At 39.3% G+C, this 25,855-nt stretch carries 35 protein-coding genes, 1 other RNA gene, 1 riboswitch and 1 other annotated feature; of the genes, 34 read left to right on the forward strand and 2 right to left on the reverse strand.

Annotation, left to right across the window (positions count from 1 at the left end; translation table 11 throughout):
- Positions 1–18 precede the first annotated feature (18 nt).
- Together rpiA and FC27_RS07905 are read right to left on the reverse strand one after the other, a co-directional pair.
- Positions 19–708 carry a ribose-5-phosphate isomerase RpiA gene (gene rpiA, locus FC27_RS07900; protein WP_010624866.1) on the reverse strand — a complete coding sequence of 230 codons (690 nt, stop codon included), beginning with the start codon at positions 706–708 and terminating at the stop codon, positions 19–21.
- Entirely contained in the window at positions 708–1,028 is a 321-nt protein-coding gene (locus FC27_RS07905; protein WP_010624865.1) for a GNAT family N-acetyltransferase, read from the reverse strand. Before FC27_RS07905 ends, rpiA begins: the two co-directional genes overlap by 1 nt.
- A gap of 124 nt (positions 1,029–1,152) precedes the next feature.
- Between FC27_RS07905 and FC27_RS07910 the strand changes: the two genes are divergently transcribed.
- From FC27_RS07910 to tsaD, 34 genes are all read left to right on the forward strand, one after another.
- Positions 1,153–1,698: a dCTP deaminase/dUTPase family protein gene (locus FC27_RS07910; RefSeq protein ID WP_010624864.1), complete on the forward strand. Its 546-nt coding sequence runs from the start codon at positions 1,153–1,155 to the stop codon at positions 1,696–1,698.
- Positions 1,699–1,712: 14 nt separating this feature from the next.
- Entirely contained in the window at positions 1,713–3,080 is a 1,368-nt protein-coding gene (gene radA / locus FC27_RS07915) for a DNA repair protein RadA (RefSeq protein WP_010624863.1), read from the forward strand.
- Between the two features lie 15 nt (positions 3,081–3,095).
- A complete protein-coding gene (locus FC27_RS07920; protein ID WP_010624862.1) occupies positions 3,096–4,295 on the forward strand; it encodes a PIN/TRAM domain-containing protein in 1,200 nt (399 codons plus the stop codon).
- The gene (gene gltX / locus FC27_RS07925; protein ID WP_010624861.1) at positions 4,276–5,772 is read left to right on the forward strand and encodes a glutamate--tRNA ligase; all 1,497 of its coding nucleotides are present in this window, start codon (positions 4,276–4,278) and stop codon (positions 5,770–5,772) included. The genes FC27_RS07920 and gltX overlap by 20 nt, the downstream gene beginning before the upstream one ends.
- A gap of 76 nt (positions 5,773–5,848) precedes the next feature.
- Positions 5,849–7,255 carry a cysteine--tRNA ligase gene (cysS, locus tag FC27_RS07930; RefSeq protein WP_010624860.1) on the forward strand — a complete coding sequence of 469 codons (1,407 nt, stop codon included), beginning with the start codon at positions 5,849–5,851 and terminating at the stop codon, positions 7,253–7,255.
- A complete protein-coding gene (locus FC27_RS07935; RefSeq protein WP_010624859.1) occupies positions 7,248–7,652 on the forward strand; it encodes a Mini-ribonuclease 3 in 405 nt (134 codons plus the stop codon). Before cysS ends, FC27_RS07935 begins: the two co-directional genes overlap by 8 nt.
- The gene (rlmB, locus tag FC27_RS07940) at positions 7,642–8,400 is read left to right on the forward strand and encodes a 23S rRNA (guanosine(2251)-2'-O)-methyltransferase RlmB (protein WP_010624858.1); all 759 of its coding nucleotides are present in this window, start codon (positions 7,642–7,644) and stop codon (positions 8,398–8,400) included. The genes FC27_RS07935 and rlmB overlap by 11 nt, the downstream gene beginning before the upstream one ends.
- A gap of 90 nt (positions 8,401–8,490) precedes the next feature.
- Positions 8,491–9,102 (forward strand): RNA polymerase sigma factor, encoded by a 612-nt coding sequence (locus tag FC27_RS07945; RefSeq protein WP_076613334.1) that lies wholly within the window; start codon positions 8,491–8,493, stop codon positions 9,100–9,102.
- Between the two features lie 91 nt (positions 9,103–9,193).
- A complete protein-coding gene (rpmG, locus tag FC27_RS11630) occupies positions 9,194–9,343 on the forward strand; it encodes a 50S ribosomal protein L33 (protein WP_010624856.1) in 150 nt (49 codons plus the stop codon).
- A gap of 14 nt (positions 9,344–9,357) precedes the next feature.
- On the forward strand, positions 9,358–9,543 hold the full coding sequence (secE, locus tag FC27_RS07950) for a preprotein translocase subunit SecE (protein WP_010624855.1): 186 nt from the start codon (positions 9,358–9,360) through the stop codon (positions 9,541–9,543).
- Between the two features lie 97 nt (positions 9,544–9,640).
- Positions 9,641–10,186 carry a transcription termination/antitermination protein NusG gene (gene nusG, locus FC27_RS07955; RefSeq protein ID WP_010624854.1) on the forward strand — a complete coding sequence of 182 codons (546 nt, stop codon included), beginning with the start codon at positions 9,641–9,643 and terminating at the stop codon, positions 10,184–10,186.
- Positions 10,187–10,304: 118 nt separating this feature from the next.
- Complete coding sequence (gene rplK / locus FC27_RS07960) at positions 10,305–10,730, forward strand: 50S ribosomal protein L11 (protein WP_010624853.1); 426 nt, start codon at positions 10,305–10,307, stop codon at positions 10,728–10,730.
- 102 nt (positions 10,731–10,832) lie between these two features.
- Positions 10,833–11,513 carry a 50S ribosomal protein L1 gene (gene rplA / locus FC27_RS07965; protein WP_010624852.1) on the forward strand — a complete coding sequence of 227 codons (681 nt, stop codon included), beginning with the start codon at positions 10,833–10,835 and terminating at the stop codon, positions 11,511–11,513.
- Between the two features lie 33 nt (positions 11,514–11,546).
- Positions 11,547–11,665, forward strand: a sequence feature (ribosomal protein L10 leader region).
- 48 nt (positions 11,666–11,713) lie between these two features.
- A complete protein-coding gene (rplJ, locus tag FC27_RS07970) occupies positions 11,714–12,220 on the forward strand; it encodes a 50S ribosomal protein L10 (RefSeq protein ID WP_010624851.1) in 507 nt (168 codons plus the stop codon).
- 43 nt (positions 12,221–12,263) lie between these two features.
- Positions 12,264–12,632, forward strand: coding sequence for a 50S ribosomal protein L7/L12 (rplL, locus tag FC27_RS07975; protein WP_010624850.1), 369 nt, complete (start codon positions 12,264–12,266; stop codon positions 12,630–12,632).
- Between the two features lie 72 nt (positions 12,633–12,704).
- Positions 12,705–13,304: a class I SAM-dependent methyltransferase gene (locus FC27_RS07980; RefSeq protein WP_010624849.1), complete on the forward strand. Its 600-nt coding sequence runs from the start codon at positions 12,705–12,707 to the stop codon at positions 13,302–13,304.
- 16 nt (positions 13,305–13,320) lie between these two features.
- Positions 13,321–13,623 (forward strand): hypothetical protein, encoded by a 303-nt coding sequence (locus FC27_RS07985; RefSeq protein ID WP_010624848.1) that lies wholly within the window; start codon positions 13,321–13,323, stop codon positions 13,621–13,623.
- Positions 13,624–13,625: 2 nt separating this feature from the next.
- Positions 13,626–14,102, forward strand: a complete 477-nt coding sequence (locus FC27_RS07990; RefSeq protein ID WP_010624847.1) for a nucleoside deaminase — start codon at positions 13,626–13,628, stop codon at positions 14,100–14,102.
- 36 nt (positions 14,103–14,138) lie between these two features.
- Positions 14,139–14,235, forward strand: an RNA gene (ffs, locus tag FC27_RS11635) — signal recognition particle sRNA small type.
- A gap of 101 nt (positions 14,236–14,336) precedes the next feature.
- Positions 14,337–15,590, forward strand: coding sequence for an MFS transporter (locus tag FC27_RS07995; protein WP_010624846.1), 1,254 nt, complete (start codon positions 14,337–14,339; stop codon positions 15,588–15,590).
- A gap of 132 nt (positions 15,591–15,722) precedes the next feature.
- A complete protein-coding gene (dnaX, locus tag FC27_RS08000) occupies positions 15,723–17,435 on the forward strand; it encodes a DNA polymerase III subunit gamma/tau (protein WP_010624845.1) in 1,713 nt (570 codons plus the stop codon).
- A gap of 12 nt (positions 17,436–17,447) precedes the next feature.
- On the forward strand, positions 17,448–17,792 hold the full coding sequence (locus tag FC27_RS08005; RefSeq protein WP_010624844.1) for a YbaB/EbfC family nucleoid-associated protein: 345 nt from the start codon (positions 17,448–17,450) through the stop codon (positions 17,790–17,792).
- 1 nt (position 17,793) lies between these two features.
- On the forward strand, positions 17,794–18,393 hold the full coding sequence (gene recR, locus FC27_RS08010; protein WP_010624843.1) for a recombination mediator RecR: 600 nt from the start codon (positions 17,794–17,796) through the stop codon (positions 18,391–18,393).
- A 2-nt stretch (positions 18,394–18,395) separates the two neighbouring features.
- Positions 18,396–18,683, forward strand: a complete 288-nt coding sequence (locus tag FC27_RS08015; protein ID WP_010624842.1) for a DUF2508 family protein — start codon at positions 18,396–18,398, stop codon at positions 18,681–18,683.
- A gap of 144 nt (positions 18,684–18,827) precedes the next feature.
- Positions 18,828–19,478, forward strand: a complete 651-nt coding sequence (gene tmk, locus FC27_RS08020) for a dTMP kinase (protein WP_010624841.1) — start codon at positions 18,828–18,830, stop codon at positions 19,476–19,478.
- Positions 19,479–19,480: 2 nt separating this feature from the next.
- Positions 19,481–19,801 (forward strand): cyclic-di-AMP receptor, encoded by a 321-nt coding sequence (locus FC27_RS08025; RefSeq protein WP_010624840.1) that lies wholly within the window; start codon positions 19,481–19,483, stop codon positions 19,799–19,801.
- Positions 19,802–19,804: 3 nt separating this feature from the next.
- Positions 19,805–20,758, forward strand: a complete 954-nt coding sequence (locus FC27_RS08030) for a DNA polymerase III subunit delta' (RefSeq protein ID WP_010624839.1) — start codon at positions 19,805–19,807, stop codon at positions 20,756–20,758.
- An 11-nt stretch (positions 20,759–20,769) separates the two neighbouring features.
- Positions 20,770–21,111: an initiation-control protein YabA gene (locus FC27_RS08035; protein WP_010624838.1), complete on the forward strand. Its 342-nt coding sequence runs from the start codon at positions 20,770–20,772 to the stop codon at positions 21,109–21,111.
- A 13-nt stretch (positions 21,112–21,124) separates the two neighbouring features.
- The gene (gene rsmI, locus FC27_RS08040; protein ID WP_010624837.1) at positions 21,125–21,997 is read left to right on the forward strand and encodes a 16S rRNA (cytidine(1402)-2'-O)-methyltransferase; all 873 of its coding nucleotides are present in this window, start codon (positions 21,125–21,127) and stop codon (positions 21,995–21,997) included.
- Positions 21,998–21,999: 2 nt separating this feature from the next.
- Positions 22,000–22,743 carry an acyl-[acyl-carrier-protein] thioesterase gene (locus tag FC27_RS08045; protein WP_010624836.1) on the forward strand — a complete coding sequence of 248 codons (744 nt, stop codon included), beginning with the start codon at positions 22,000–22,002 and terminating at the stop codon, positions 22,741–22,743.
- Positions 22,744–22,806: 63 nt separating this feature from the next.
- A riboswitch (THF riboswitch) is annotated at positions 22,807–22,904 on the forward strand.
- A gap of 61 nt (positions 22,905–22,965) precedes the next feature.
- Positions 22,966–23,499, forward strand: a complete 534-nt coding sequence (locus FC27_RS08050; protein WP_010624835.1) for a folate family ECF transporter S component — start codon at positions 22,966–22,968, stop codon at positions 23,497–23,499.
- A gap of 62 nt (positions 23,500–23,561) precedes the next feature.
- A complete protein-coding gene (gene tsaB, locus FC27_RS08055) occupies positions 23,562–24,284 on the forward strand; it encodes a tRNA (adenosine(37)-N6)-threonylcarbamoyltransferase complex dimerization subunit type 1 TsaB (RefSeq protein WP_010624834.1) in 723 nt (240 codons plus the stop codon).
- Positions 24,268–24,804, forward strand: coding sequence for a ribosomal protein S18-alanine N-acetyltransferase (gene rimI, locus FC27_RS08060; RefSeq protein WP_010624833.1), 537 nt, complete (start codon positions 24,268–24,270; stop codon positions 24,802–24,804). The genes tsaB and rimI overlap by 17 nt, the downstream gene beginning before the upstream one ends.
- 10 nt (positions 24,805–24,814) lie before the next feature.
- Positions 24,815–25,828, forward strand: a complete 1,014-nt coding sequence (gene tsaD / locus FC27_RS08065; protein WP_010624832.1) for a tRNA (adenosine(37)-N6)-threonylcarbamoyltransferase complex transferase subunit TsaD — start codon at positions 24,815–24,817, stop codon at positions 25,826–25,828.
- Positions 25,829–25,855 lie beyond the last annotated feature (27 nt).

Below are 25,855 nucleotides of genomic sequence, written 5' to 3' on the forward strand. Positions count from 1 at the left end.
TCTCCCTTATTTATTGGTCTATCTTATGTTGTCGATGACTTTAGGACCGTCATCATAACCAACAATCACAGTATTTACTATATCAAGAAATAGTCCATGTGCAACAATACCGACTTGATGATCGAGCCAGTCGGCTAAAATATGTGGATGTTCGATCACACCATTTTTTAGATCGATGATGTAATTTTTATTGTGAGTCAAGACACGATCACCGTTGTCATCCAGTCTGAATTCAGGCTTAAGATTTTCTTTTTCCAAGATCTCAAAAGTCTTTTGACAACCAAAAGGAATAACTTCGATTGGTAAGGGGAAGCTGCCTAATTGATCTGCCATTTTCGATTGATCGACGATCCAAAGGTTTTTGTGTGAATTAGTTGCGACCATTTTTTCAAGCAAATGAGCAGCGCCTCCGCCTTTGATTCCTTGGAAGTTCTTATCTATCTGGTCAGCACCATCGATCGTCAAGTCGATATGGTCGACTTCATTGAGATCCTTCATCGGGATGCCCAATTTTTCAGCTTGGTTTTGTGAGCGTGATGAAGTCGAGACTCCAACGATATTTTTGATTTCACCAGCTTGATAGCGACGACCTAATTCCTCGATCATGTAATAAACAGTTGAACCAGTACCTAGCCCAACGATTGAATCACTTTTAATGAAGTCAACGGATCTTTCACCGACTGCCTTTTTCAATTCATCTTGATTCACTATTCTTCCTCCTTGTCCAATTTCTTGAGTAATTCTTGATAATTGTCGGCTAACAAGAATCTGATCTCAGGACGTTTCTTAAAAGCTGTTTTGGCATATTCACAGACAGGAACGATCTTTAAATCCTTCAGATCGGCATAATCAAGTAACGCATTCAGCAATTTACCTGCTAAACCGTGTCCTTGGTAAATATGATCGACCCGTGTGTGGTCGATTGAGATAACGTTATCTTCAACAGTTGAATAAACGATCTCACCAATTTCTTTATGTGTATCATCTTCAATTAAATAGAAACGACCGTCTGCGTGTCTTATTTCCATAGATAGCCTCCTAATATCAATATATTTATCTTAATCTTACCTTAATAACTGCTGAAAGTCAGTGTATAACACTGGTTAAAATGATATTATTTTAAGTAATGAGGACTAAAAAGGAGACTAAATTTTGTCAAAACTACGTGGATTTGAAATTGTTGAAAAATATCGCGATCAAGGTATCAATTTACCAGTCAGACAGACGAAGAATGCTGCTGGATATGACATCGAGAGCGCCGAAGATTTTGTCGTGCCATCAATGTGGAAATTTGGAGTATTAAATGTTATCAAATTTCTTTTAAATAAGGGTAAAATGGATGACGCAAAAGTTTCAGAATTTCAAAAATCTCTCAAACCTGTTTTGGTACCAACGGGTGTCAAAGCTTACATGCAGTCAGATGAAGTCTTGATCATCTCAAGTCGTTCTAGCAATCCGCTCAAACGTGGTCTGTCGATCCCCAATGGTATTGGGGTGGTCGATGCAGATTACTATAATAATAGTGGCAATGAAGGAGAATTGTTCATTCAGTTGGTTAATTTCTTCCCCAAGGATTTTCATATCAAAAAGGGCGATCGTTTGGCCCAAGGGATTTTTATTAAATATCTAACGACGGATGACGACCAAGGTGGTCTCAAAGAACGCCAAGGTGGTTTTGGTTCGTCAGGAGTAAAGTAGAGGAGTTTATTTGATTGGCAAAATCCAAAAGTAAATTTGTATGCCAAAATTGTGGCTACGTTTCACCAAAATATTTAGGACGCTGTCCTAATTGTGGTTCTTGGAATCAGATGGTCGAGGAGATCAACCATGTCGAATCCAGTGCTGCTACGCCAAGTAGAAGAACGAGTGATTTAGAGACTAAGCCGGTCCAACTGGATAACGTGGCTTTTGAAAAAGAACCGCGAGTAAAAACAGATCTATCGGAACTTAATCGAGTTTTAGGTGGCGGGATAGTGCCAGGATCACTAATTTTGATAGGTGGTGATCCGGGAATTGGAAAGTCTACCTTACTGTTACAAGTTTCCGGACAACTTCAAAAATTTGACGGTAAAGTTTTATACGTGTCAGGTGAAGAAAGTGCTTCTCAGATCAAAATGAGAGCTGATCGGTTAGGCATCAATGGTAAAAATTTGTTGGTTTATCCACAAACTGATATGAGTTATATTCGGCAGACAATTGACGAATTGAAGCCTGACTACTTAGTGATCGACTCGGTGCAAACGATGGACGAACCAGAGATTTCTTCTGCGGTCGGGAGTGTTTCCCAGATCCGTGAGGTCACAGCTGAATTGATGAATATCGCTAAACAACAAAACATCACGATTTTTGTGGTCGGACATGTGACTAAAGGCGGTGCCATTGCTGGTCCAAAGATACTGGAACATATGGTTGATACAGTGCTATATTTTGAGGGGGACACCCATCATAGTTATCGGATCCTCCGGTCAGTCAAAAATCGTTTTGGTTCGACTAATGAGATTGGCATTTTTGAGATGCGAACGAAGGGTTTGGTTGAAGTCGATAATCCTTCAGAGATTTTCTTGGAGGAACGTCTCAAAGATACTAATGGTTCAGCTGTCGTTGTTTCAATGGAAGGAACTCGCCCAATCTTGGTGGAGATCCAGTCGTTGATCACGCCGACTATCTTTGGGAATGCCAAACGAACTGCGACTGGCTTGGATCATAATCGTGTGTCAGTCATCATGGCGGTTTTAGAAAAACGAGGAAATTTGATGCTCCAGAATCAAGATGCCTATTTAAAGGCAACTGGTGGCGTTAAGTTGGACGAACCAGCCATTGATCTGGCTTTAGCGATGTCGATTGCTTCGAGTTATAAAAACTTGGGTATCTCAGCGACTGATTGTTTTGTCGGTGAAGTTGGCCTGACTGGTGAGGTCAGGCGAGTCAATCGGATCGATCAACGAGTCAATGAAGCTGAGAAACTTGGTTTCAAACGGATCTTTGTGCCGAAAAACAATCTTGGTGATTGGGCCAAGAAACAAAAGATCCAAGTGATCGGTGTTAGCACGGTGTCCGATGCTATGAACAAAATTTTTTAAAATAGGAGGTTATCTATGCGCAAAGCGATTGTTAATATTATTTTTGCGCTAGTCGGTATTGCCGTTGGTGTGACTATCTTGCCAACTTTGTGGCGCAATACTGGTTTAGCGGATGTGCGTTTAGTTAATAATGGGTATGTCGACGGACTTACTGGCGGCCTTATTTTTTATTTTTTCTCATTTCCTTTCGTCGAACCTATTAATAATTTAAATACACGAATCGAACGGAATTTAAGTTCTCGTTCACCAGGGTGGATCTTTTATGGTTCATTATTCTTGATTGGTGGATTAGTCTTGGCAAACATCGTTTCAGTCCCGTTCTATATGATGTCTAGTTTGACTTTCAATACCATTATCCCGTTGATCTTAATGATCATCTTTGGTTTTATTGGATTTCGTGTTGGGACGACTAGACGAAATGATTGGAAAAGTTTTGCTTCATCAAAACATGGTAAAAATAATGAAAAATTGGATGCCGATGGTGAGATCATCGAGCGCTCCTATGATAAAGATTTTTATCCGTATAAGATTTTAGATACTTCAGTTATTATTGACGGACGGATTCATCAACTTGCCCAGACTGGTTTTTTGGAAGGTAAGTTGATGATCCCGGACTTCGTTGTTCATGAATTGCAATTGATCTCTGATTCGAGCGATAACCAGAAACGTGAGCGTGGTCGTCGTGGGTTGGATATTTTAAATGAACTGAAAATGGACAAGACCATTAAATACGAGACAACGACTCGTGACTATGATAATATTCCAGAAGTTGACAATAAATTGTTGAAACTAGCCAAAGAGATTGGTGGTGCTGTTTTGACAAATGATTATAATTTAAATAAGGTTAGTGAGTTTCAAAATGTCAAAGTGCTAAATATCAATGAATTGGCGAAAGTTTTGAAACCGATGGTTTTGCCAGGAGAAACAATGACTGTTAAAGTTATAAAGGAAGGTACTGAACGTGAACAAGGTGTTGCATACCTTGAAGATGGTACGATGGTGGTTGTTGAAGAAGGTATGTACTTCATCAATAAGTCACTGGAAGTCATCGTTACTAGTGCTTTACAGACTGATGCTGGTAAAATGATCTTCGCGAAGCCAAAACATTCATTGAATGGTATCCAAGGCAAGGGTCCGAAGAAATCTTCAGACAATAAGCCAAGTAATACAAGAAATAAAAGGGGAGAACGTAAAAGTGGCAAACAAGGCAAATAATGATATTCGAGTGAGATATGCACCTAGTCCAACAGGACATTTACATATCGGAAATGCAAGAACCGCAATTTTTAACTATCTTTTCGCACGTAGTCATAAAGGTACTTTTGTGATCCGTATCGAAGATACTGATACAAAGAGAAATGTTGCTGGTGGTGAACAAAGCCAACTTGAAAACCTTAAATGGTTAGGTGTTGACTGGGATGAAGGTCCTGATATCGGTGGAGACTATGGTCCTTATCGTCAATCAGAACGTAAAGAGATTTATCAAAAATACATCCAAGAGATGTTAGATAAAGGCGAAGCTTACTATTCATATTTAAGTGAAGATGAATTAGCTAAGATGCGTGAAGATCAAGAAGCTCGTGGTGAAATGCCTCATTACGAATATGAATTTGCTGGAATGAGCGAAGATGAAAAAGCTCAAAAGATCCAAGCCGCTAAAGACGCTGGCATTACACCAGTTGTTCGTGTCCATGTACCTGTTGACAAAGATTACAAGTGGGACGACATCGTTAAAGGTGAAGTTTCGATTGAATCTAATACACTAGGTGGCGACTGGGTCATCCAAAAACGTGATGGTATGCCAACATATAACTTTGCAGTTGTTGTTGATGACCACTTGATGAAGATTAGTCATGTTTTACGTGGTGATGATCACGTTGCCAACACTCCTAAACAAATGATGATTTACGATGCACTTGGCTGGGAAGCTCCTAAGTTCGGTCATATGACATTGATCATCAATACTGAAACTGGTAAGAAATTGAGTAAGCGTGATGAATCAGTCTTACAATTCATCGAACAATATCGTGAATTAGGCTATTTACCAGAGGCTATGTTCAACTTTATTACCTTACTAGGTTGGTCACCAGTCGGTGAAGATGAGTTATACACTCGTAAACAATTTATCAAGATTTTTGATGAACATCGTTTGAGCAAATCACCTGCTAAATTTGACCAAAAGAAATTGGAATGGGTCAATAACCAATACGTTAAAAATGCTGATGTGAGTGAGATCACTGACTTAGTCTTAGAAAACTTGATTGCTGCTGATAAGGTTGAAAAGAACCCAAGCACAAGCGAGATCCAATGGGTCAGACATTTGACTGAATTGTATATGCCTCAAATGAGTTATACAGCTCAAATCGTTAAGTTGGCTGATATCTTCTTTACTCAACCAGAAGTATTAACTGATGACGAACAAGCTGAACTTAAAGATGACGATGCAAGAACTGCTATTGAAGACCTTCGTGGTAAGCTTGAAAAACTCGACCGATTCTCAGCTACACAGATCATGAATGCTATTCAAGGAGTTCGTGCTGATACTGGCGTCAAAGGTAGAAAACTTTATATGCCAGCTAGAATCGCTACAACACGGACAATGCACGGTCCAGCTATTGCTGAAACAATCGAGTTGTTTGGCCGTGACCAAGCTTTGAAGAATATTGATAAGACATTAAATGAAATGAAATAGAGTACCTTGGGGTACAAAAAGAGGTTGCAGGAAAACGTAGTTTTGCCTCAACCTCTTTTTTATATAGGTGAGATAGATGCTAAAAATATTTAATACATATACGCGTGAAAAAGAAGAATTTAAACCGATTCATCCTGATCAAGTCAACATGTATGTCTGTGGCCCAACTGTCTATAACTATATCCATATTGGTAATGGTCGTTCGATCGTGGCTTTTGATACTATCAGACGTTATTTAGAGTATTTGGGCTACCAAGTAAAATTTGTTTCTAATTTTACTGACGTTGATAACAAGATGATCAAAGAAGCTGCTCGTGAAAACATTACTGTACCCGAAGTAGCTGATAAATTTATTAAAGCTTTTTATGAAGACGTTGCCAAATTGAACGTCCAAAAAGCGACGATCAATCCTCGAGCCACTGACAATATCCCCGAGATCATTGATTTCATTAAAGTATTGATCGATAAAGGTTATGCTTATGAATCTGATGGGGATGTCTTTTATCGAGCTCGTAGGTTTGATAATTATGGCAAATTGTCTGGGATGGATATTGATCAATTAGTCGAAGGTGCTAGTGAACATATAGGTGAAGCCGAATTTGATAAGAAACAAGACCCAATCGACTTTGCCCTTTGGAAAAAGGCTAAGCCAGGTGAGATCAAATGGGATTCACCTTGGGGAGAAGGCCGTCCAGGCTGGCACATCGAGTGCTCAGTCATGTCGACCAAGTATTTAGGTAATAACTTTGATATTCACGGTGGTGGCCAAGACCTTGAATTCCCACATCATGAAAACGAGATCGCTCAATCAGAAGCAGAAACTGGTGAGAAGTTCGTCAATTATTGGATGCATAATGGATTTGTGACAGTGGAAAATAATGAGAAGATGAGTAAGTCGCTCGGTAACTTTGTGACTGTGCATGATCTAGTCAAGACAACAGATCCACAAGTGATCCGTTTCTTCTTATCATCAACCCACTATCGTCGTCCGTTGGAATATTCCCAAGCTAATTTACAAAAAGCTAGCGATAATCTCGAACGGATCAAAACTGCTTACAGCAATCTACAATTCCGACTTAACGATGCTTCAGCTAAGAGTGACGACTCAATTGCTCCAGCAGTTGATAAGATCGTTTCCGATTATAAAGAAGCAATGAACGATGATTTCAACGTTCAAAATGCTTTGACTTCGATCTTTGAACTAGTTAATCTAGCTAATAATTACAGTTCAAAAGATACGATCAATTCAGACGATACTCAAAAGATCTTAGACACTTTAGCTGACTTAGCGGGAATATTAGGTGTCAAGTTCGACCAACAAGGAAAATTGTCAGACGATATTCAGCAGCTAGTTGATCAACGTGATCAAGCCAGAGCAGATAAAGATTTCGCAACAAGTGATAAATTACGTGACAAATTAAAAGAAATGGGCGTTATTCTTGAAGATACGCCGCAAGGAACACGGTGGCACATAGATGGTTAAAATAGAACAATTAAATGGCGTTACACTAGCATATTTAGGGGATGCTGTTTACGAAGTATTCATTCGTGAGCATCTTTTAGCTGGCGGTACGACTAAGGTCAATGAGTTGCAACGGCTGGCGAAACATTTTGTTTCTGCTAAGGCGCAAGCAGCTTTGATCAATCTGATGGTCGAGGAAAACTTTTTGACTGAGGATGAAGAACGAATCTACAAAAATGGCCGTAATGCCAAGAAAAATACTAAAGCTAAAAATACTAGTGTGGTGACATACCATATGTCGACCGGTTTTGAAGCCTTGATTGGATACTTAGACATCACCGATGATAAGAAACGGCTTCAAGAAATAATTGATTTTTGTATTGAAAAAGTAGAGGCAGGTGCAACAGATGCAGAATAATTCGGAGGAAACTGAATTAGTCTTTGGAACTCATGCAGTCGTTGAATTATTGAAATCACCAACTGCCAACCAACGAGTGAATAAAGTTTTAGTTCAAAAGGATTTGAAGAGTGAGCACATTGGTGAAGTCATCAAACTTGCTAAACGTGATCGTCTCATTGTCCAGGAAGTTCCCAAAAATAAATTGGATACCATTACTAATAATGGGACCCATCAAGGTATGGCGGCTTATATTGCTCCATATCAGTATGCTGAAATGGATGCTATTTTTGAGAATGCTGAAAAGAAGGGGACGGATCCATTTATCTTGATCTTAGACAAGATCGAAGATCCCCATAATCTAGGTTCAATCATGCGGACAGCTGATGCGGTCGGAGTTGATGGCATCATTATTCCTAAGCATCGTTCAACTGGATTGACTTCGACAGTTGCTAAGACTTCAACTGGTGCAATCGAGCATATCCCGGTCGTTCGTGTGACTAATTTGGTCAACATGATCAAGGATTTGAAGAAGAAAAACGTATGGGTCTTTGGTACCGCAATGGAAGGTCATAACTATCGTCAATGGAACGCCAAAGGTGCGATTGCTTTAGTTATTGGTAACGAAGGTAAGGGAGTTTCACCACTAGTTCAAAAACAAGTTGATGAAACTTTGAGTATTCCCATGGTCGGACACGTTCAAAGTTTGAATGCTAGTGTCGCTACCGGAGTTTTGCTTTACCAAGCTTATGCTTCGAGAAATGAATAATTTATATAAAAAAATTAACAGTTATCCGTTAGCGATAACTGTTTTTTTGTAAACAAACGTTCGGTTTAAATCTGGTTTGAGTCCATGATATTGTATTTTTACAGAAAATACGCACCGTACATTTTAGCAATGAACATTAGAATAGAGCACGATCTGATTACACGAGTTAGAGACTACAACGATTCTGATGCACTGCAACAATTGGTCAGAAAATATCAGCCAATGGTAGATCGAATGTTTAAAATGTATTGGTTGAACGGATATGATCGCAACGATTGGTATCAAGAATCTTATATTGTCTGTTATGAGACTTGTCAACGTTTTGACGGGAGTCATGGTTCGCGTTTTGCTAACTTCTTTAAGATGAGGTTCAACAATCACATCATTTCTTTGATCAGAGCTCAACGAGCTGTTAAACGACAGGCTAATAATGGTGCTTGTTCATATGAGGACTTGGTAGCCAGTGGTGATTCAGTCTTAGATTTTTTCAAGCGACCGGCTCCTAGTGTGGTCGATTTAGTCACTCATTTTGAAATTCTGATTGAAGATTTGAGTGATCTAGAATTAGCTGCCTTTCGAATTATCTTGGGTGATTTGACTGATGAAGAAGTTTATCAGATCCATGGATGTGACGAGCAACAGCTGATGAGAGCTTCCAGTCGTTGCAAAGCAAAGCTCCGAAAAAAATTGAGTAAAGTATAATTAAGATATTTTGTCGTGGACTTTTTTATACTAAAACGGTACAATGTTTAGGACATAAACCGTACTTTTACGGAAGATTGTGGTGAACATTATGGGACTAAGAAAAGTTGCTCTCGCATGTAGCGTTTGCGGATCAAGAAATTATACGATCACAGAGAATCCTAACCGAACAGAACGTTTAGAGGTTAAGAAATTCTGTAAACACTGTGGCAAACATACATTACATAAAGAAACACGTTAATTTTGGAGGATCAAATGAGACTATTTAGATTTTTTGGCAGCGTTAAAAAGGAAATGAAGTTGGTCGTATGGCCAACATGGAAAGAAAACAGAAGAGATACTTGGACTGTTATCATGACATCTCTAATGTATGCTGTCTTCTTTGCTGTAGTTGATTGGGCACTAGTTGAGATCTTACAACATGTTTTCATGGGTAAATAATTGATACTAACTGTTAAATCTGATATTATTTAATTGCTGAAAAAAATCTCGAACATTGTTCGAGGTTTTTTATTTTGATATTTTTTTGGAGGAAATTATGGCTGAAGCTGGCGAAAAACAATGGTACGTTTTACACACTTATTCTGGATATGAAAATAAAGTTAAAGAAAATCTAGAATCTCGTGCACAATCAATGGGTATGGAAGATTACATCTTCCGTGCTGTCGTACCTGAAGAAGAAGAAACAAAGATGAAGAACGGTAAAGAAAAGAAAGAAATGGAAAAGACATTCCCTGGCTATGTATTAGTCGAGATGGTCATGTCTGATGAATCTTGGTTTATCGTTCGTAATACTCCAGGTGTTACTGGATTTGTTGGGAGCCACGGTTCTGGATCAAAACCAGCACCATTATTGCCTGAAGAAATTGATAATATTTTACATGACATGGGTGTTTCAGCCCGGCAACATGACACTGACTTCGAAGTCGGTGAAACAGTAACAATCGTCGATGGTGCCTTTGCTCAAATGAGCGGTAAGGTCACTGAAGTTGATGGTGAACACATGAAACTTAAAGTTGAAGTTGACATGTTTGGCCGGATGACTAACGCCGAAGTTAACTTTGATGATGTCGACAAACAATAATTCTCTATTGATATAGTTATTTCATCATGCTACACTATCCAAGTATGTTTCGCATACTGTGGGAGAGGAAATTTTTATCCTCATCAAGACCACATCACGGAAGAGGAGGTAATTTTTCGTGGCTAAAAAAGTTGCAAATATCGTTAAATTACAAATACCTGCTGGTCAAGCTACTCCAGCTCCACCAGTTGGTCCAGCTTTAGGTCAAGCTGGTATCAATATCGTTGCATTTACAAAAGATTTTAATGCACGTACACAGGATCAACAAGGAATGATCATTCCTGTTGTTATCTCAGTTTATGAAGATCGTTCATTCGATTTCGTTACTAAGACACCACCTGCTGCTGTTCTTTTGAAGAAAGCTGCCGGTGTTGATAGTGGCTCTGGCGAACCTAACACAAACAAGGTTGCCACAGTTACATCAGATCAAGTTCGCGAAATTGCTGAAACCAAGATGAAAGACCTAAACGCTGCTAGTGTTGAAGCTGCAATGCGTATGGTTGCTGGTACTGCAAGAAGTATGGGCTTCGAAGTTAAAGACTAGTCTTAACTTTTTCACAGTTTACAGGAATGTGAAAGCATTCTTAACAAGTGGGAGGGGAAAATCTAAATCCCCAATGGACCACAAAGCAAGGAGGAACTTAGCATGGCTAAGCATGGAAAAAAATATATGGACGCAGTTAAAGGCTTAGATAAGTCAAAGACTTACTCTGCCGAAGAAGCTGCTGATTTACTTAAGAAAATTGATTACGCAAAATTCGATTCAACAATCGAAGTTGCTGTTAACTTGGACGTAGATCCAAAACAAGCTGACCAACAAATTCGTGGCGCAATCGTGCTACCAAATGGTACAGGTAAGACATCGAAGGTTATTGTCTTTGCAGAAGGACAACAAGCTAAAGATGCTGAAGCTGCCGGTGCTGATGTTGTTGGTTCAGATGATCTTGTTGAAAAAATTCAAGATGGTTGGTTAGACTTCGACGTTGCCGTTGCTACACCACCAATGATGGCTAAAGTTGGACGTTTAGGTCGTGTACTTGGACCTAAAGGTTTAATGCCTAACCCTAAGACTGGTACAGTTACAATGGACGTTACAAAAGCTGTTAACGACATTAAAGCTGGACAAGTTGCTTACCGTGTAGATTCAAATGGTTTGATCCATGCACCTATCGGTAAGGCATCATTTGATACAAAGAAACTTTCAGAAAACTTCGATGCATTTTACGAAGCTATCTTGAAGGCTCGTCCTGCATCACTTAAGGGTGCATATGTTACAAGTGTTAACATGACTTCAACATTTGGCCCTGGTCTTAAGATCAACGCTTAATCTTATTGACTTATAACCAAAATGATGATAAATTACAATAGTTGATTTCTACCGAAGACTCAGGTGACGAAAGTCTTAATATCCTGCCGAGGCCAGAAGATTGTTAAATAATCTCTGTGCTCATTCGGGTGCAGAGATTTTATTTTATAGCCGAAAATTAGTAGAGACGACTAAATTAATTATGGAGGTGAAACGTAAAAATGAAGCAAGAAGTATTGAACAAGAAACAAGCAGAAGTTGATGCCGTTGTTGAAAGCTTGAAGAGTGCAAAATCAGTTGTAGTTATTGACTACCTTGGTTTAACTGTTGAAGAAGCAACAAGTATGCGTAGTGAATTACGTGAACAAGGTGCATCAATGCAAGTTATTAAGAATACAATCTTAAGACGTGCTGCTGACGCTGCTGGTATCGAAGGAATTGAAGACTTATTCGTAGGTCCTACTGCTATCGCTTATTCTGAAGAAGACCCAGTTGCTCCAGCAAAAGTTGCTGCAAAATATGCCAAAGATGTTGAATCCGTTGAAATCAAGGGTGGAATGATCGAAGGCAAAGTTGCTAGTCTTGAAGAAATTCAAAACCTTGCAACACTACCATCAAGAGACGGCTTACTATCTATGTTGGTATCTGTATTACAAGCTCCAGTTCGCGACTTTGCTCTTACTGTTAAGGCAATTGCCGACAAGAAAGACGACGAACCAGCTGCTTAATTAAATAAATAAAAAACTAAAATTATATTTGGAGGATTTTAAAATGGCTTTAGATACACAAGCAATTATTGACCAATTAAAAGATGCATCAATCCTTGAACTAAACGATTTAGTTAAGGCTATCGAAGACGAATTTGACGTTACAGCTGCTGCTCCAGTTGCTGCTGCAGGTGCTGCTGGTGGCGACGACGCTGCTGAAAAAGATTCATTCGACGTTGAGTTGACAGAATCAGGACAAGAAAAAGTTAAGGTTATCAAGGAAGTTCGTGCAATTACTGGACTTGGCTTGAAAGACTCAAAAGACCTTGTTGATGGCGCACCTAAGGTTATCAAGGAAGGCGTTGCTAAAGCAGATGCTGACGAAATGAAAGAAAAACTTGAAGGCGTTGGCGCTACAGTAACATTGAAATAATTAACTTATGTTAAAATTAATCCTCGAAAGAGGATTTTTTTTTACCCAAATTTATTTATGAAGAGGACAACGATGGCAAATCAATATTTTGAAAATTCAGCTGATCTCGAACACGAACTAAAAACTTTTGATTTCACATTGAAAAATCACAATTTGAAATTTACTTCCGACAGTGGTGTCTTTTCGCGCCAAACAATCGACTTTGGTTCAAGGGTCTTGATCGATGCTGTCAATTTTTCGACAGTTCCCCAAGGCAATATCCTAGATGTTGGCTGTGGCTACGGACCAATCGGGCTCGCACTAGCCAAAGATCAACCGAGTCGTCAGGTAACCATGACCGATGTCAATCTGCGAGCATTAGACCTGGCCAAGAAGAATGCACAAGTCAACAAAATCACCAATACCAACATTTTCGAATCAGACGTATATGAAAATATTACTGAGAAGTATGCCTTGATCGTGTCAAATCCACCAATCAGAGCTGGTAAGAAGGTAGTATCAGCAATTCTTTCTGATGCTTCGAAACATTTATTGCCCAATGGTGAACTCTGGGTCGTTCTACAAAAGAAGCAGGGGGAGCCTTCAGCTAGAAAATTAATGAAGACAATTTATGGAAATGTTGAAATAGTTACGCGTGATAAGGGGTATTATATTCTTAGAAGCAAACTCTAGTTAAGGAGGAACTATCATGGATAAAAAATTATTGATTGGACTCGGATTAGCAGTTTCAACTGGCGGGGCAGCTCTGATCGTTTTAGGAGCTTTTAAGACTGTCAGAAAGGTTAAAGTACGTCGTAAACGCAAGCAATTAAAGAAGTTAGCTAAAAAATATTTTAAGGGCAACCAGAAAGTCTTAGACATTATTGATGGCTTATCTAGCTTTGAAGTACGAGTTATTTTTAAGATCTGGGAAAAGACTGGACAAAAAGCTCAAAACTTCAAATTTCCAGAGGCCATCAGTTCTAAGTTACCAGATGTTGTTAAAGGTTAGGTATGAAGTTTTCTGAAGAAAAGAATCTTAGTTTTATGCAAATGGCACTCGATCAAGCTCAATTAGCGCAGGCTGATGGTGAGGTTCCAATCGGATGTTTAATCGTTGATAATCAAACATCCGAGATTATTGCCACAGGGTTTAATGAACGCGAACAAACTCAAGATGCAATCAAGCACGCCGAGATCATTGCTATCGAAAAAGCTTGTCAAAAAGTGGGTAGTTGGCGTCTTGAACATACGAGCTTATATGTAACACTTGAACCTTGCCCGATGTGTGCTGGGGCAATCATCAATAGTCGTATCGAAGAAGTTATTTTTGGAGCCTATGATCCCAAGGCGGGCTCAGTTGGTTCAATCAACAACTTGTTCGAAGAAAAACGATACAATCACCACCCAGATTTTCTTGGGGGAATGTTAGCCGATGATTCAGCTAGCTTGCTTCAAAATTTCTTTCGAGAAATTCGTCGGAAAAAGTAGCATAAATGAAGAATTTATAGTAATATAGTTATTGCCGAAAGGCCTTAGGGCAATGGTGCTCTTACGAATCGTGTCAGGTTCGGAAGAAAGCAGCACTAAGTAAGTTGCAACATGTGCCTTTTGTTATGTATATTAGCCTCCTAATCTAACGATTAGGAGTTTTTTTTGACTTCAAAAGGGGTAATTAAGTAACATAATATATTACACTAATCTATTGTTAGTTGAGGAAACAATATGAATACTAAGGGCTTTATGATGTCGAAATGGCGTCCGAATATCTATTTGTTTTTAACTGGTCAATTTTTATCAGGTGTCACCAGCATGGTCGTTCAGTATGCGATTATCTGGTATTTGACTAAAGAGACCGGCTCTGCCACCGTTTTAAGTTTTGCCACTTTACTAGGGATGCTGCCGATGGTCTTTTTGAGTCCGTTGATCGGTCCGTTTGTTGATCGGACTAATAAGAAAGTCTTATTGATTGTGCCTGATATTGTGGCGGCATTAGTGGCAATAGTTTTATCAGTCGTGGGAATGATAAATAAGGATTTTCCGATTTGGTTGATATTCGTCTCGTTACTGATCCGTTCGATCGCGCAGACCTTTCAAATGCCGACGATTCAGTCAATCATGCCAACCATGGTGCCCAAAGATCAGTTGACCAAGGTAAATGGTCAATTAGGAATGGTCCAGTCAGCTAACATGATCATCGCTCCAGCTTTAGGAGCCTTGCTGTTTTCGATCGTACCGATAACCTTATTGATCTTATTAGACGTTGTCGGTGCAATCGTTGGTGTCTCGATCATCTTATTCGTACAGATCCCAGAAAATCCAGTCATCGACGAGAGAATGCACTTCTTATCTGATGTTAAATTTGGCCTGACAAAATTACGTCAGAATAAAGGACTTTGGCGGATCACTTTGATGGGGACCGTCTTCACCTTACTATTTATGCCGGCAATGAGCATGTACCCGTTAATGACCTTGTCGTTTTTCCATGGGACAGTAGCTCAAGCTGGTATCGTTGAAGTAGTCTTCTCAGTCGGTATGTTAGTCGGTGGGGCGGTGATCGGCTTTCTCGGAAATTGGAAGGATCGCATGATCCCGATAATCCTGTCGATGATCGTCTTAAGTATTGCTTTTATCATCAGCGGCTTTTTGCCCGGAAATTACACTGGATTTCTGTGGTTCACAGTCCTGAATGGCTTAGCTGGATTATCAGCTCCATTTTTCAATACCTTATTGATGGCCATGATCCAGCAAAGTTATCCTTCGGAAATATTGGGTAAGGTGCTGGGAATTTTGAATTCGTTAATGAATATTTCTGGTCCAGTAGGATTGATTTTCGCTGGTCCGTTGGCCGATAAAATTGGTGTTAATATGTTATTCGTAATTTCAGGAATCGGTTCGATCTTTTGTGCGCTATTTGTTTACTTTAATTCAGCTACCCGAAATTATGATCTCGAATTACAAAAGAAACTAGACAACTAAGATGACTTGTAATAGGGTTATCTTTTTTTGTTTCAATCAAGTAAAACCGATTTTTTTGTGAAGCGGTTTAGCCACTAAAGTTAGTTTGTTTTGTGGTAAAATTTAAGTATTAAACACAAGTTAGGAGTAAATATGGCATATCAAGCATTATATCGGGTCTGGCGTCCCCAAACCTTTGCCGACGTAGTTGGTCAGGGGGTCATCACGCAAACACTGCGCAATGCCGTCGCCAGCAATATGACTAGTCATGCATATTTATTCAGTGGCCCAAGAGGGACTGGTAAAACGTCTTGTGCCAAAATTTTGGCTAAGGCAGTTAACTGTTTAAATCCTCAAGATGGAGAACCATGTAATAAATGTGAAATCTGTAAGGCGGCCAATGAGAACCGTCTTAACGATGTGATCGAGATCGATGCGGCATCAAATAATGGTGTCGAAGAGATTCGTGATATTCGTGATAAAGTTAAATACGCACCAACTGAAGCAAAGTTCAAAGTTTATATCATCGATGAAGTTCATATGCTTTCTCAAGGAGCTTTCAATGCTTTGTTGAAAACTTTGGAAGAACCACCAGCAAATGTCATGTTCATCTTGGCAACGACGGAACCACAGAAGATCCCCGCAACCATCATCTCGCGGACTCAGAGTTTTACTTTTCGACGGATCTCGCGTCAAGATATCTTGGATCGAATGGAATTGATCTTAAATGACAAAGAGATCGAATATGATGAAGAAGCTTTGAACATCATCGCTACATCAGCTGAAGGTGGGATGCGTGATGCCTTGAGTATCCTTGATCAAGCTTTGTCATTCGGGAATGATCAACTAACACTAAAGAATGCTCAAGAGGTCACTGGTGCCTTGAGCAATGAGCAAATAGTTTCATACATGACTGCTGTGGCTGAAAATAACCCAGCAGATGCATTAACTAACCTCTATAAAATTTTGGCCAGTGGCCGGTCAGCAATTCGTTTCACGGAGATGATCATCCGGGTATGTCGTAATATCATTTTATACAACTCTAACAGCGATTTATCCAATCAGATGGACAATACCATTATGACCAACGAAATGCTTGCTATAGCTGATAAATTCGATAATCAGCGCCTGTTCTATATCGTCGACCAAGTCAGCAATACGCAGCGTAATTTAAAAAACTCCAATCAGACTGATGTTTATATGGAGATCTTGACGGTCAAGATCAGTGAGCCTCAGGTTGAGCAAACGAGTCAAGCGCCGGCTGCAGCAGAGTCGTCACAACCTCAAGACAATGTTCAAGTTGACCGGTTGAGTGAAGAGGTCCAACAATTAAAGTCGAAGATCAAGAATTTGGCTACTAATCAACCTCAAGCCCAAAAGAAACCAAAACCTCGTCGCAACAATAATAAGCAGTCGCATCTGAATAAGACGGCGATTTATCGAGTGCTTGGCAGTGCCACTAAGCAAGATCTCAATAGTGCTAAGGATATCTGGCCGGACGTGATGAACATGTTGTCAGTCACCCAACGAGCTATGATGAAAGTATCTGAACCAGTGGCCGCTAGTCCGGATGGGTTAGTGATGGCTTTTGATTATCCAATGTGGTTCGAACAAGCCCAAGAGGATCAAGACCTTTTGGATTCATTGACTGGTGATGTCAGCAAGCTGATGAAAAAACAAGTTCAGATCGTGATGGTGCCAAAACAAGAATGGCCTAATATTCGTAAGGAATATATTTCTAATAATATTGATTTAAGCAAGAACAACGATGTAAAATCTAAACCAAAGGCAGCAAAATCTGACGAGACGATCGATGAGGCTGTGAAATTGTTTGGTCAAGATAATGTTGATGTTAAAAATGACTAGGAGGAAACGATTATGAGTAAAGGACCTAACTTTGGAAATATGGGTGGCAATATGGCCGACTTGATGCGTCAGGCACAAAAGATGCAACAACAAGTCCAAGAAGCCCAAAACGAAATCAAGAACAGTGAGTACGAAGGAAAAGCTGCTGGCGATTTAGTTACCGTTAAAATTAATGGTGAAAGAAAAGTTACTGATCTAAAAATTGCTGAAAAATTAATTGATCCCGACGACCCCGACACATTGCAAGATATGGTTATCATGGCTTTGAACGATGCTAATGATAAAATGATGGAAGACCAAAAGAATAAACTTGGTCAATATGCCGGTGGTTTAGGCGGCATGAATGGAATGATGTAAAATGAATTACCCAGAACCAATTTCTAAATTGATCGATAGTTATATGCTGTTGCCTGGTATCGGTCGTAAGACTGCTACGAGAATGGCATTTTATACGTTGACGATGGATAAAGCTGATGTAAAAGAATTTTCTGATAATTTGATGTCAGCTAAAAATGATCTTCATCCATGTAAGATCTGTGGAAATATAACTACTGATGAGATCTGTCCGATCTGCCGAGATAAGAATCGGGATCAATCAACTATTTTAGTTGTTGAGCAACCGAAAGATATCTTGTCGATCGATGACATGAATGCTTATGACGGGCTTTATCATGTCTTAGGTGGTGTTCTATCACCAGTCGATGGCGTTGGACCAGAAAATTTGAATATTAAGTTATTATTGAATCGGTTACGAGAAAATAAAGCGGTCAAAGAGCTGATCATTGCAACTAATGCTACTCCAGAAGGAGAAGCCACTGCTCAATACTTGGCCAAACTAGTTAAACCAGCTGGTATCAAAGTTACCCGTCCAGCTCGAGGTTTAGCGGTAGGCTCAGATATTGAATATGCCGATGAAATGACTTTGAAGACCGCCGTTTTAGGACGTAGGGAGATCTGATCATGTTTGGAAGAAAAAAGAAAGATATTAAAAAAATCGAAGATGATCGTTTATTAGACGATATCCGCGATATTCAAGCTAGAGCAAACAATATGCAGAAGCTAGTCGATAACTCATTAGAGGTTTCAGATGAAACTAGGATCAAACTTCGCTTAGAAATGTTGAAGTATCAATTCCTGTATCTTGAGGCTCGTCGTCGTAACGCTAAAGCTCGGGAGACGACTAATATTATCTTTAGTGATGAAGATACTTTCTTGAGTCAACCAAACACAGCTGAGCGTCATTGGTAAAATAGTTAACTGAGCATTTCACGAATAGGTGAGATGCTTTTTTCATATCGTAAGTTAAGCATTTCTTTGTTAAAATTAGCTTGTTGATTGTCTTTTTTTCCTATCTTCAAGTAAAATAGTTTATATTAACTAGGAGAGTATTCTATGACAGGCATTTTTATATCATTTGAAGGACCAGACGGTGCTGGTAAGACCACAGCGTTACAAAATTTATTGCCGCAATTAAAAGCTGCAACTGATCAGGAGATTGTGGTGTCACGTGAGCCTGGTGGCAGTCCCATTGCTGAAAAGATTCGTAATATCATTTTAGATGTCAACGATGAATCGATGGACGCTGGGACTGAGGCATTATTGTATGCAGCCGCGCGAAGACAACATTTAGTCGATGTGATTTTACCAACTCTGCAAGCTAATAAAGTTATGTTGAGTGATCGTTTCGTCGATAGTTCCATCGCCTATCAAGGTGGGGGAAGACAACTGGGAACTAAAGAGGTTGCTTCGATCAATGATTTCGCCATTGATGGACATCTACCTGATTTGACTATTTACTTTGATGTTTCGCCTGAAGTAGGATTATCTCGGATCAAGAAAGATCATGCTGATCAAATGGATCGACTCGAGCAAGAATCTATCAAGTTCCATCAGCGGGTGCATGACTCTTATCTCAAGCTGGTTAAGGAAAATCCCCAGCGTATCGTTACGATTGATGCTGAACAGGCACCAAAACAAGTCGTAGATGATGCATTGGCGGCAATTAAACAACGATTTCCAAATGTTTTTAACGGAGGCCATTAATTATGAAAATGATTTTAGCAATTGTTCAAGACAAGGATAGTCAACAACTACAAACAAAATTAGTTAAAGACGGGTTTAGATTTACTCGCTTGCCATCAACTGGTGGGTTCTTAAAATCTGGTAACTCAACTTTTATCATGGGTGTCGAAGAAGAGAAAATCGATGATGCCTTGAACGTTATCAAACAAGCATGTCACACAAGATCACAATATGTCACATCATCATTTGTTCTACCTGAAAGTGGGATCGGTGATCCGGTCGAAGTACAAGTTGGTGGAGCAACTTGTTTCATTTTGCCAGTGGACAAATTCGTGAGATTTTAAGCAATGGAAGATATTGCAGTCGAGCAACCAAAAGTAATCACTGAATTTCAAACGATTATTCAGGCGAAAATGTTGAGTCATGCATACTTGATTGATGGTTCATCTTCACAAGTTCGCAATCAAGTGGCGATCTGGTTGGCTCAGAGCCAATTTTGTGAGCATTTGGAGGCAGGGATGCCTGACCAAACATGTCAACGTTGTCGCAATATTGCTTTAGGCGATAATCCTGATGTTTTACAAGTTGAGACTGACAAGCAGAGCATTGGTGTGGACGATATCAAATATTTCAAAAAAGAAGCTAATATGACTGCCACACAAGGGAATCGCCGTGTGTTGATCATCAACGAAGCTGAAAAGATGACTAGTGCAGCCAGCAACAACTTATTGAAGACCATCGAGGAACCAGAAGGTAACTTGATGATCATCTTGTTGTGCAATTCTGCTAAGCAAATGTTGCCAACTATTCAATCTCGAGTGCAAATTTTTCATCTATCTAATAAGAGCAATCGTGACGAGGTCAAAGATCTAGTCGAGTCTGGTTTTAAAGAGAACACGGCTCAGTTAGCTCTAAAGATCTCGGATGTAAAACCTTTGATGACGATGGATGGCGAAGGCTATCAAAAGCTTCATGCAGCTATCGTCAATTGGCTCAAACGTTGTAACAGTGGGCAACTTAATAGTTTTATCGATGTTCAAACAGACATCATGCCCTTGATTGAAAATAAGGATCAGCAACAAATATTTTTTGATATAATGAATCAACTTTTTAGTGATGTGTTATCAATTAGGTATCAAATTCATGATCCGTTGCTGATAAATGAAGATATACTTTCAAATAAGACAATGCCAACGATCGTGAATTATTCTGAAGAACTTTTTCATGCCGAGACCATGTGGAAAAGTAATGTGGCATTTCAAGCCATTCTCGAAGATTTATCATTAAAATATGTGAATTAGTGGGTAAGAATATGGCAGAAAATGATTTATATAGTGAATTTGAAGATATAACTAATAAACTTAGTGATTTAAGTACACAGCTGTCATCATTAAAGGAACAACTGTCAAAAAGTTTAGAAGAAAATGAAGAATTAAAAATGGAGAACAAAAATCTCCGCAAGCATTTAGAAAAGGTCGATGATGAAACTAAAGATTTCGACCAAAGCGATTTACCAAGTTCACGTCTCAATTTAGAAAAGCTCTACGAAAAAGGCTTCCACGTGTGCCAACAATTTTATGGCTCACACCATGATGAACCTTGTATGTTTTGCTTGGATGTTATATATGGTAATCGATCACAAAATCAAAAGTAAGGGAGCTATTTGAATGAAGGAACAAAAGAGTTTTGTTGATAATTCGAAGGGCTGCCTTTTTTTAGTGCCAACACCGATTGGTAATTTGAACGATATGACTTATCGAGCTGTCCAAACGTTAAAAGACGTTGATCTGGTCGCAGCTGAAGACACACGAAATACTAAAAATCTCTTAAAGTACTTTGAAATTACGACTGATTTGATCAGTTTCCATGAGCACAATACTGCCTCTCGGATCCCGGAATTAGTTGAAAAATTAAATTCAGGCCTTGATATTGCGCAAGTAAGTGATGCTGGGACGCCATCGATCAGTGATCCAGGTAAGGAATTGGTTAAAGCCGCAATCAAAGAAGATATCTCGGTCGTGCCATTGCCAGGAGCTACCGCTTCTACAACAGCCTTGATTGCCTCAGGTATCAGTCCACAGCCATTTTACTTCTATGGATTTTTACCTCGAAAAGGTAAAGAAAGAACTGACGCCTTAATCGATTTGGCTAATCGAAACGAAACTACGATAGTTTATGAATCTCCGTACCGAGTTCAAAAAACTTTGGCTGACTTAGCGGAAAACTTTGGTAATGACCGTCAGATAGTCTTAGCTAGAGAGCTAACTAAATTGCACGAAGCCTTTTTGCGAGGGAGTTTGACCCAGGTTATCGACTATTATTCAGAACATGATCCTAAGGGGGAGTACGTTTTGATTATTGCTGGTAAACCTGAGTCAAAGACAGAAACGATGAGTGATGACCAGATAATCGAAGCAATCAATCGGTTGATCGAAGCTGGTAATAAGCCAAATAAGGCTATTAAAGAGATTGCCGCTCAAAACGACTTGAAGAAACAAACTGTTTATAATTTATATCATAATATTGAGGGGAATAATTAATCATGGATGAGACATCAAAAGCAGAAATTTTTACCGAGGACGCGGTCTTCCCATTTTATTTATCTAATTTTACAGGTGATATTAAGATATCGGCGCTTTTGGATGTTATGTTATTAGCCTCTGAAGACCAATTGAAACAAGAGGATGCTGACAGTGTTTCGATGGTCGACCACGGTCTAGGCTGGGTCGTGACTCAATATCATATGGACATCGATAAAATGCCTGAAGTTGGCCAGAAACTAAAGGTAAGCACCAGAGCTACTAGCTACAATAAGTTCTTCTTTTATCGTTATTTTTGGATCGATGATTTAGATGGTAACCGTTTGGTAACCTTACAGAGTGCCTTTGTTCTGATCGATATTAAGGAAAGAAAAATTGTTTCAGCTGCCTATAATTTGAAATATATGTTTGGTTCCCAAGCAACGAACAAGATCAAACTCTTTGCCAGATTGAAGGAACCAACGGAATACGATGCAAAATCGATCCAGCATATCGGATATTACAATATCGATGTCAATCGTCACGTCAATAATACTTATTATTTCGACTGGATGGTCGATTCATTGGACATTGATTTCATTGCTGAACATCGTATCAAGAGCATGGATATTAAATATGACAAGGAATTGAACTTGCATAGTAAACCTGAAATGTATGTCAAGACTGATGATCTAATGACGACGCACTGGATCAGAAATGATGATAAATTAAACGCTATTGCTCAGATTTATTGGGAAAACAAATAATTCGATGAACATATCAGTTTGTTCTAGTAATCAGCTGTGCTAGTATTGATTGGTATTAAAAATTTTGGAGTAGGATTCAAAGCGTAAAGTGCTGGTGGAACGGAATGTGAACACCGGACAAAGGGGATTTTCACCGCGGTTTTGTTTCCGCATTCGCCACATATATAGTTAATCGCCATACTCTAGTTATATTTTGTGGCAGCTCCTTTAGGAGATGTCAAAATGAACAGAAGTAAAGAAAGTAGCACGGCAATTAATGTCCATGAGCTGACATGGATGGCTTTATTGATCGCCTTGCAAATGGTTTTAACCAAGTTTTCAATTGGTAGCAATATGCTAAAGGTTGGTTTCAGTTTTATTGCGATTGCACTATTAGGTTATTATTTTGGACCTATTAAAGCAGCAATGGCAAATGTGATTGCAGATATAATCACTAATACAGTTTTCTCGACTGGTGGGACATTCTTCTTTGGTTTCACAGTTTCGGCAGCCGTAGCTGGTCTGATCTTTGGTTTTATGCTCCATCGTCGTAAAGTCACAGTTTTGAATGTGTTTTTAACGATATTAGTATTTACCGTGGTAGTTAACGTTTTAATGAATACGCTTTGGATATCAATGATGGCTAACTTACCATTCCATGTAATGCTCATGACGCGCTTGCCAAAAGAAGCGATTGCCTTGGTTTACCAAACTGGTATCCTCTTCATTATTTTGAAATGGATTAGCAAGTCACGATTCAACAGAATAGGTCGTTAAGGCCTATTTTTTTTTGGTTCAATACTTGTGGTAGAATACCCTTATTAAGGAATGAGAAAATTATGAAAATATTAGCTTTTGATTCATCAAATAAGCCTTTAACAGTTGCTGTCGTTGAGGATGGTAAGATCTTGGCACAAATGGATTCAACCGAAGAAAAGACCCACAGTATCTCACTATTGCCAGATATTCAAGAATCACTCAAAAAATCGGGTCTATCAGTCGACCAGATCGACCGGATTGCCGTCTCTGATGGCCCTGGTTCATATACTGGTGTTAGAATTGCGGTGACAGTAGCGAAAACTTTGGCATTCACACTCGATAAACCATTAGTCGGTATTTCGAGTTTACGTTTATTAGCTGCTAATGGGGATGACGGTGATTTAGTAGTTCCCTTAGAAGACGCTAGAAACGACAATGCTTTTGCTGGAGCTTATATCAACAAGTCAAATGAGTCAGTAAACGTCATACCAGATCATCACATTGCGATGGCTGACCTCTTAGATAATCTAGAGAATTATGATCAAGCCCAAATGGAATTTGTTAACGCTAGTCAACATCTGGCTGACTTGATCAAAGCAAGGTATCCCCAAGCAAAGATTTTGTTAACGAAGGACAGTTTGCCAAGTGCCGCAAAACTTGCTAATATTGCTGTCAATGAAACTCCCGTGCGCGATATCAACGCTTTTGTACCAACTTACCTCCGTTTGACGCAAGCTGAACATGATTGGATCAAAAAGGGACACAAGGAAGACGGTAATATTTCTTATGTGGAAGAAATTTAAGCAGGCCGTATGGCCGCAAGATGAGCCAGAAAAATATCCGTTCGTGACTAAGCCTGTTGTGATCAACGAGCAAAATTTCATGTTACGGAAAGCTAGACCAGATGATGCTGACGATTTTATGAAGATTCAAGAAGAGATTTACGGAACTCCCACGCCGTGGACGAGCGATGTAGTCGAAAGTGAGATTCATAATCGTAATGCACTCTATTTAGTTGTGGCCAAAAATGCTACAGTGATAGCTTTTATCGGCCTTTCAATGAATCTCGGAAAAGAGTCGCATATTACCAATTTGGCGATTTCACCGTCCTACCAGAAACTGGGAGTCGGGCATTTATTGCTCAACCAAATTTTTGATTACAGTCGACTTCACAGTTACAATCGACTGTCTCTAGAGGTGGACATTACGAATCAGGAGGCTATCGACTTGTACGAAGCCTTTGGTTTTGAAACACGTTTGATCCATAAAAAATACTATTATAGAAACCACCACGATGCTTTAGAGATGGTGGTCAAGTTATGAGGGAAATATTTTGAGTAATGATACATTGATTTTAGCTTTTGAAAGTAGCTGTGATGAGACCAGTGTGGCTGTGATCAAAAATGGTAAAGAGATCTTATCGAACATTATTGCCACACAGATCAAGAGTCACCAACGTTTCGGTGGAGTAGTTCCCGAAGTTGCTAGTCGTCACCATGTTGAAGAGATCACTTTGTGTATTCAAATGGCGATGGATGAGGCAGAAGTTAGTTATGACGATTTGGATGCCGTAGCTGTGACCTATGGTCCCGGATTAGTCGGTTCATTATTGATTGGTATCATGGCAGCGAAGACAGTGGCTTTTGCCCACAATTTGCCATTGATCAAATCGAATCACTTGGCTGGTCATATTTATTCAGCTAACTTCGTGACTGATTTACAATATCCATTTATGGCATTATTAGTTTCTGGTGGTCATACTGAATTGGTTTATGTTAAGGCACCAGGTGAATTTGAAACCCTTGGTGATACTAGGGATGATGCTGTCGGTGAAGCATATGACAAGATTGGCCGAGTTTTAGGCATCAACTATCCAGCCGGAAAAGAAGTCGACCGTTTAGCTGGTATTGGTAAGGATACTTTCAATTTCCCACGAGCAATGGTTCAAGAAGATAATTTGGACTTCAGTTTCAGTGGTTTGAAGAGTGCCTTTATCAATACTGTTCACCATGCTGACCAAGTTCACCAAGAACTTTCCAAAGAGGATTTAGCAGCTAGTTTTCAAGGAGCAGTTTTAGATATTTTGGCTAACAAGACTTTCCGGGCAATCAAGACTCATCCAGTCAAGCAATTGATTGTCGTCGGTGGAGTAGCAGCTAATCAAGGACTAAGAAAACGTTTAGCTGATGAAATTGCTAAACGCAATTCAGATATTGAGTTGATCTTCCCACCACTGAGATTATGTGGAGATAATGCCGCAATGATTGGAGCAATCGCTCAGATTCAATACGAAAAGCAAGATTTTGCTGATTTAACAGTCAACGCCGATCCAAGTTTAGATTTTTAATATTATAAAACGAGTAGATTAATTAAA

The sequence above is a fragment of the Companilactobacillus versmoldensis DSM 14857 = KCTC 3814 genome, assembly GCF_001434295.1.
GTDB lineage: Bacteria > Bacillota > Bacilli > Lactobacillales > Lactobacillaceae > Companilactobacillus > Companilactobacillus versmoldensis.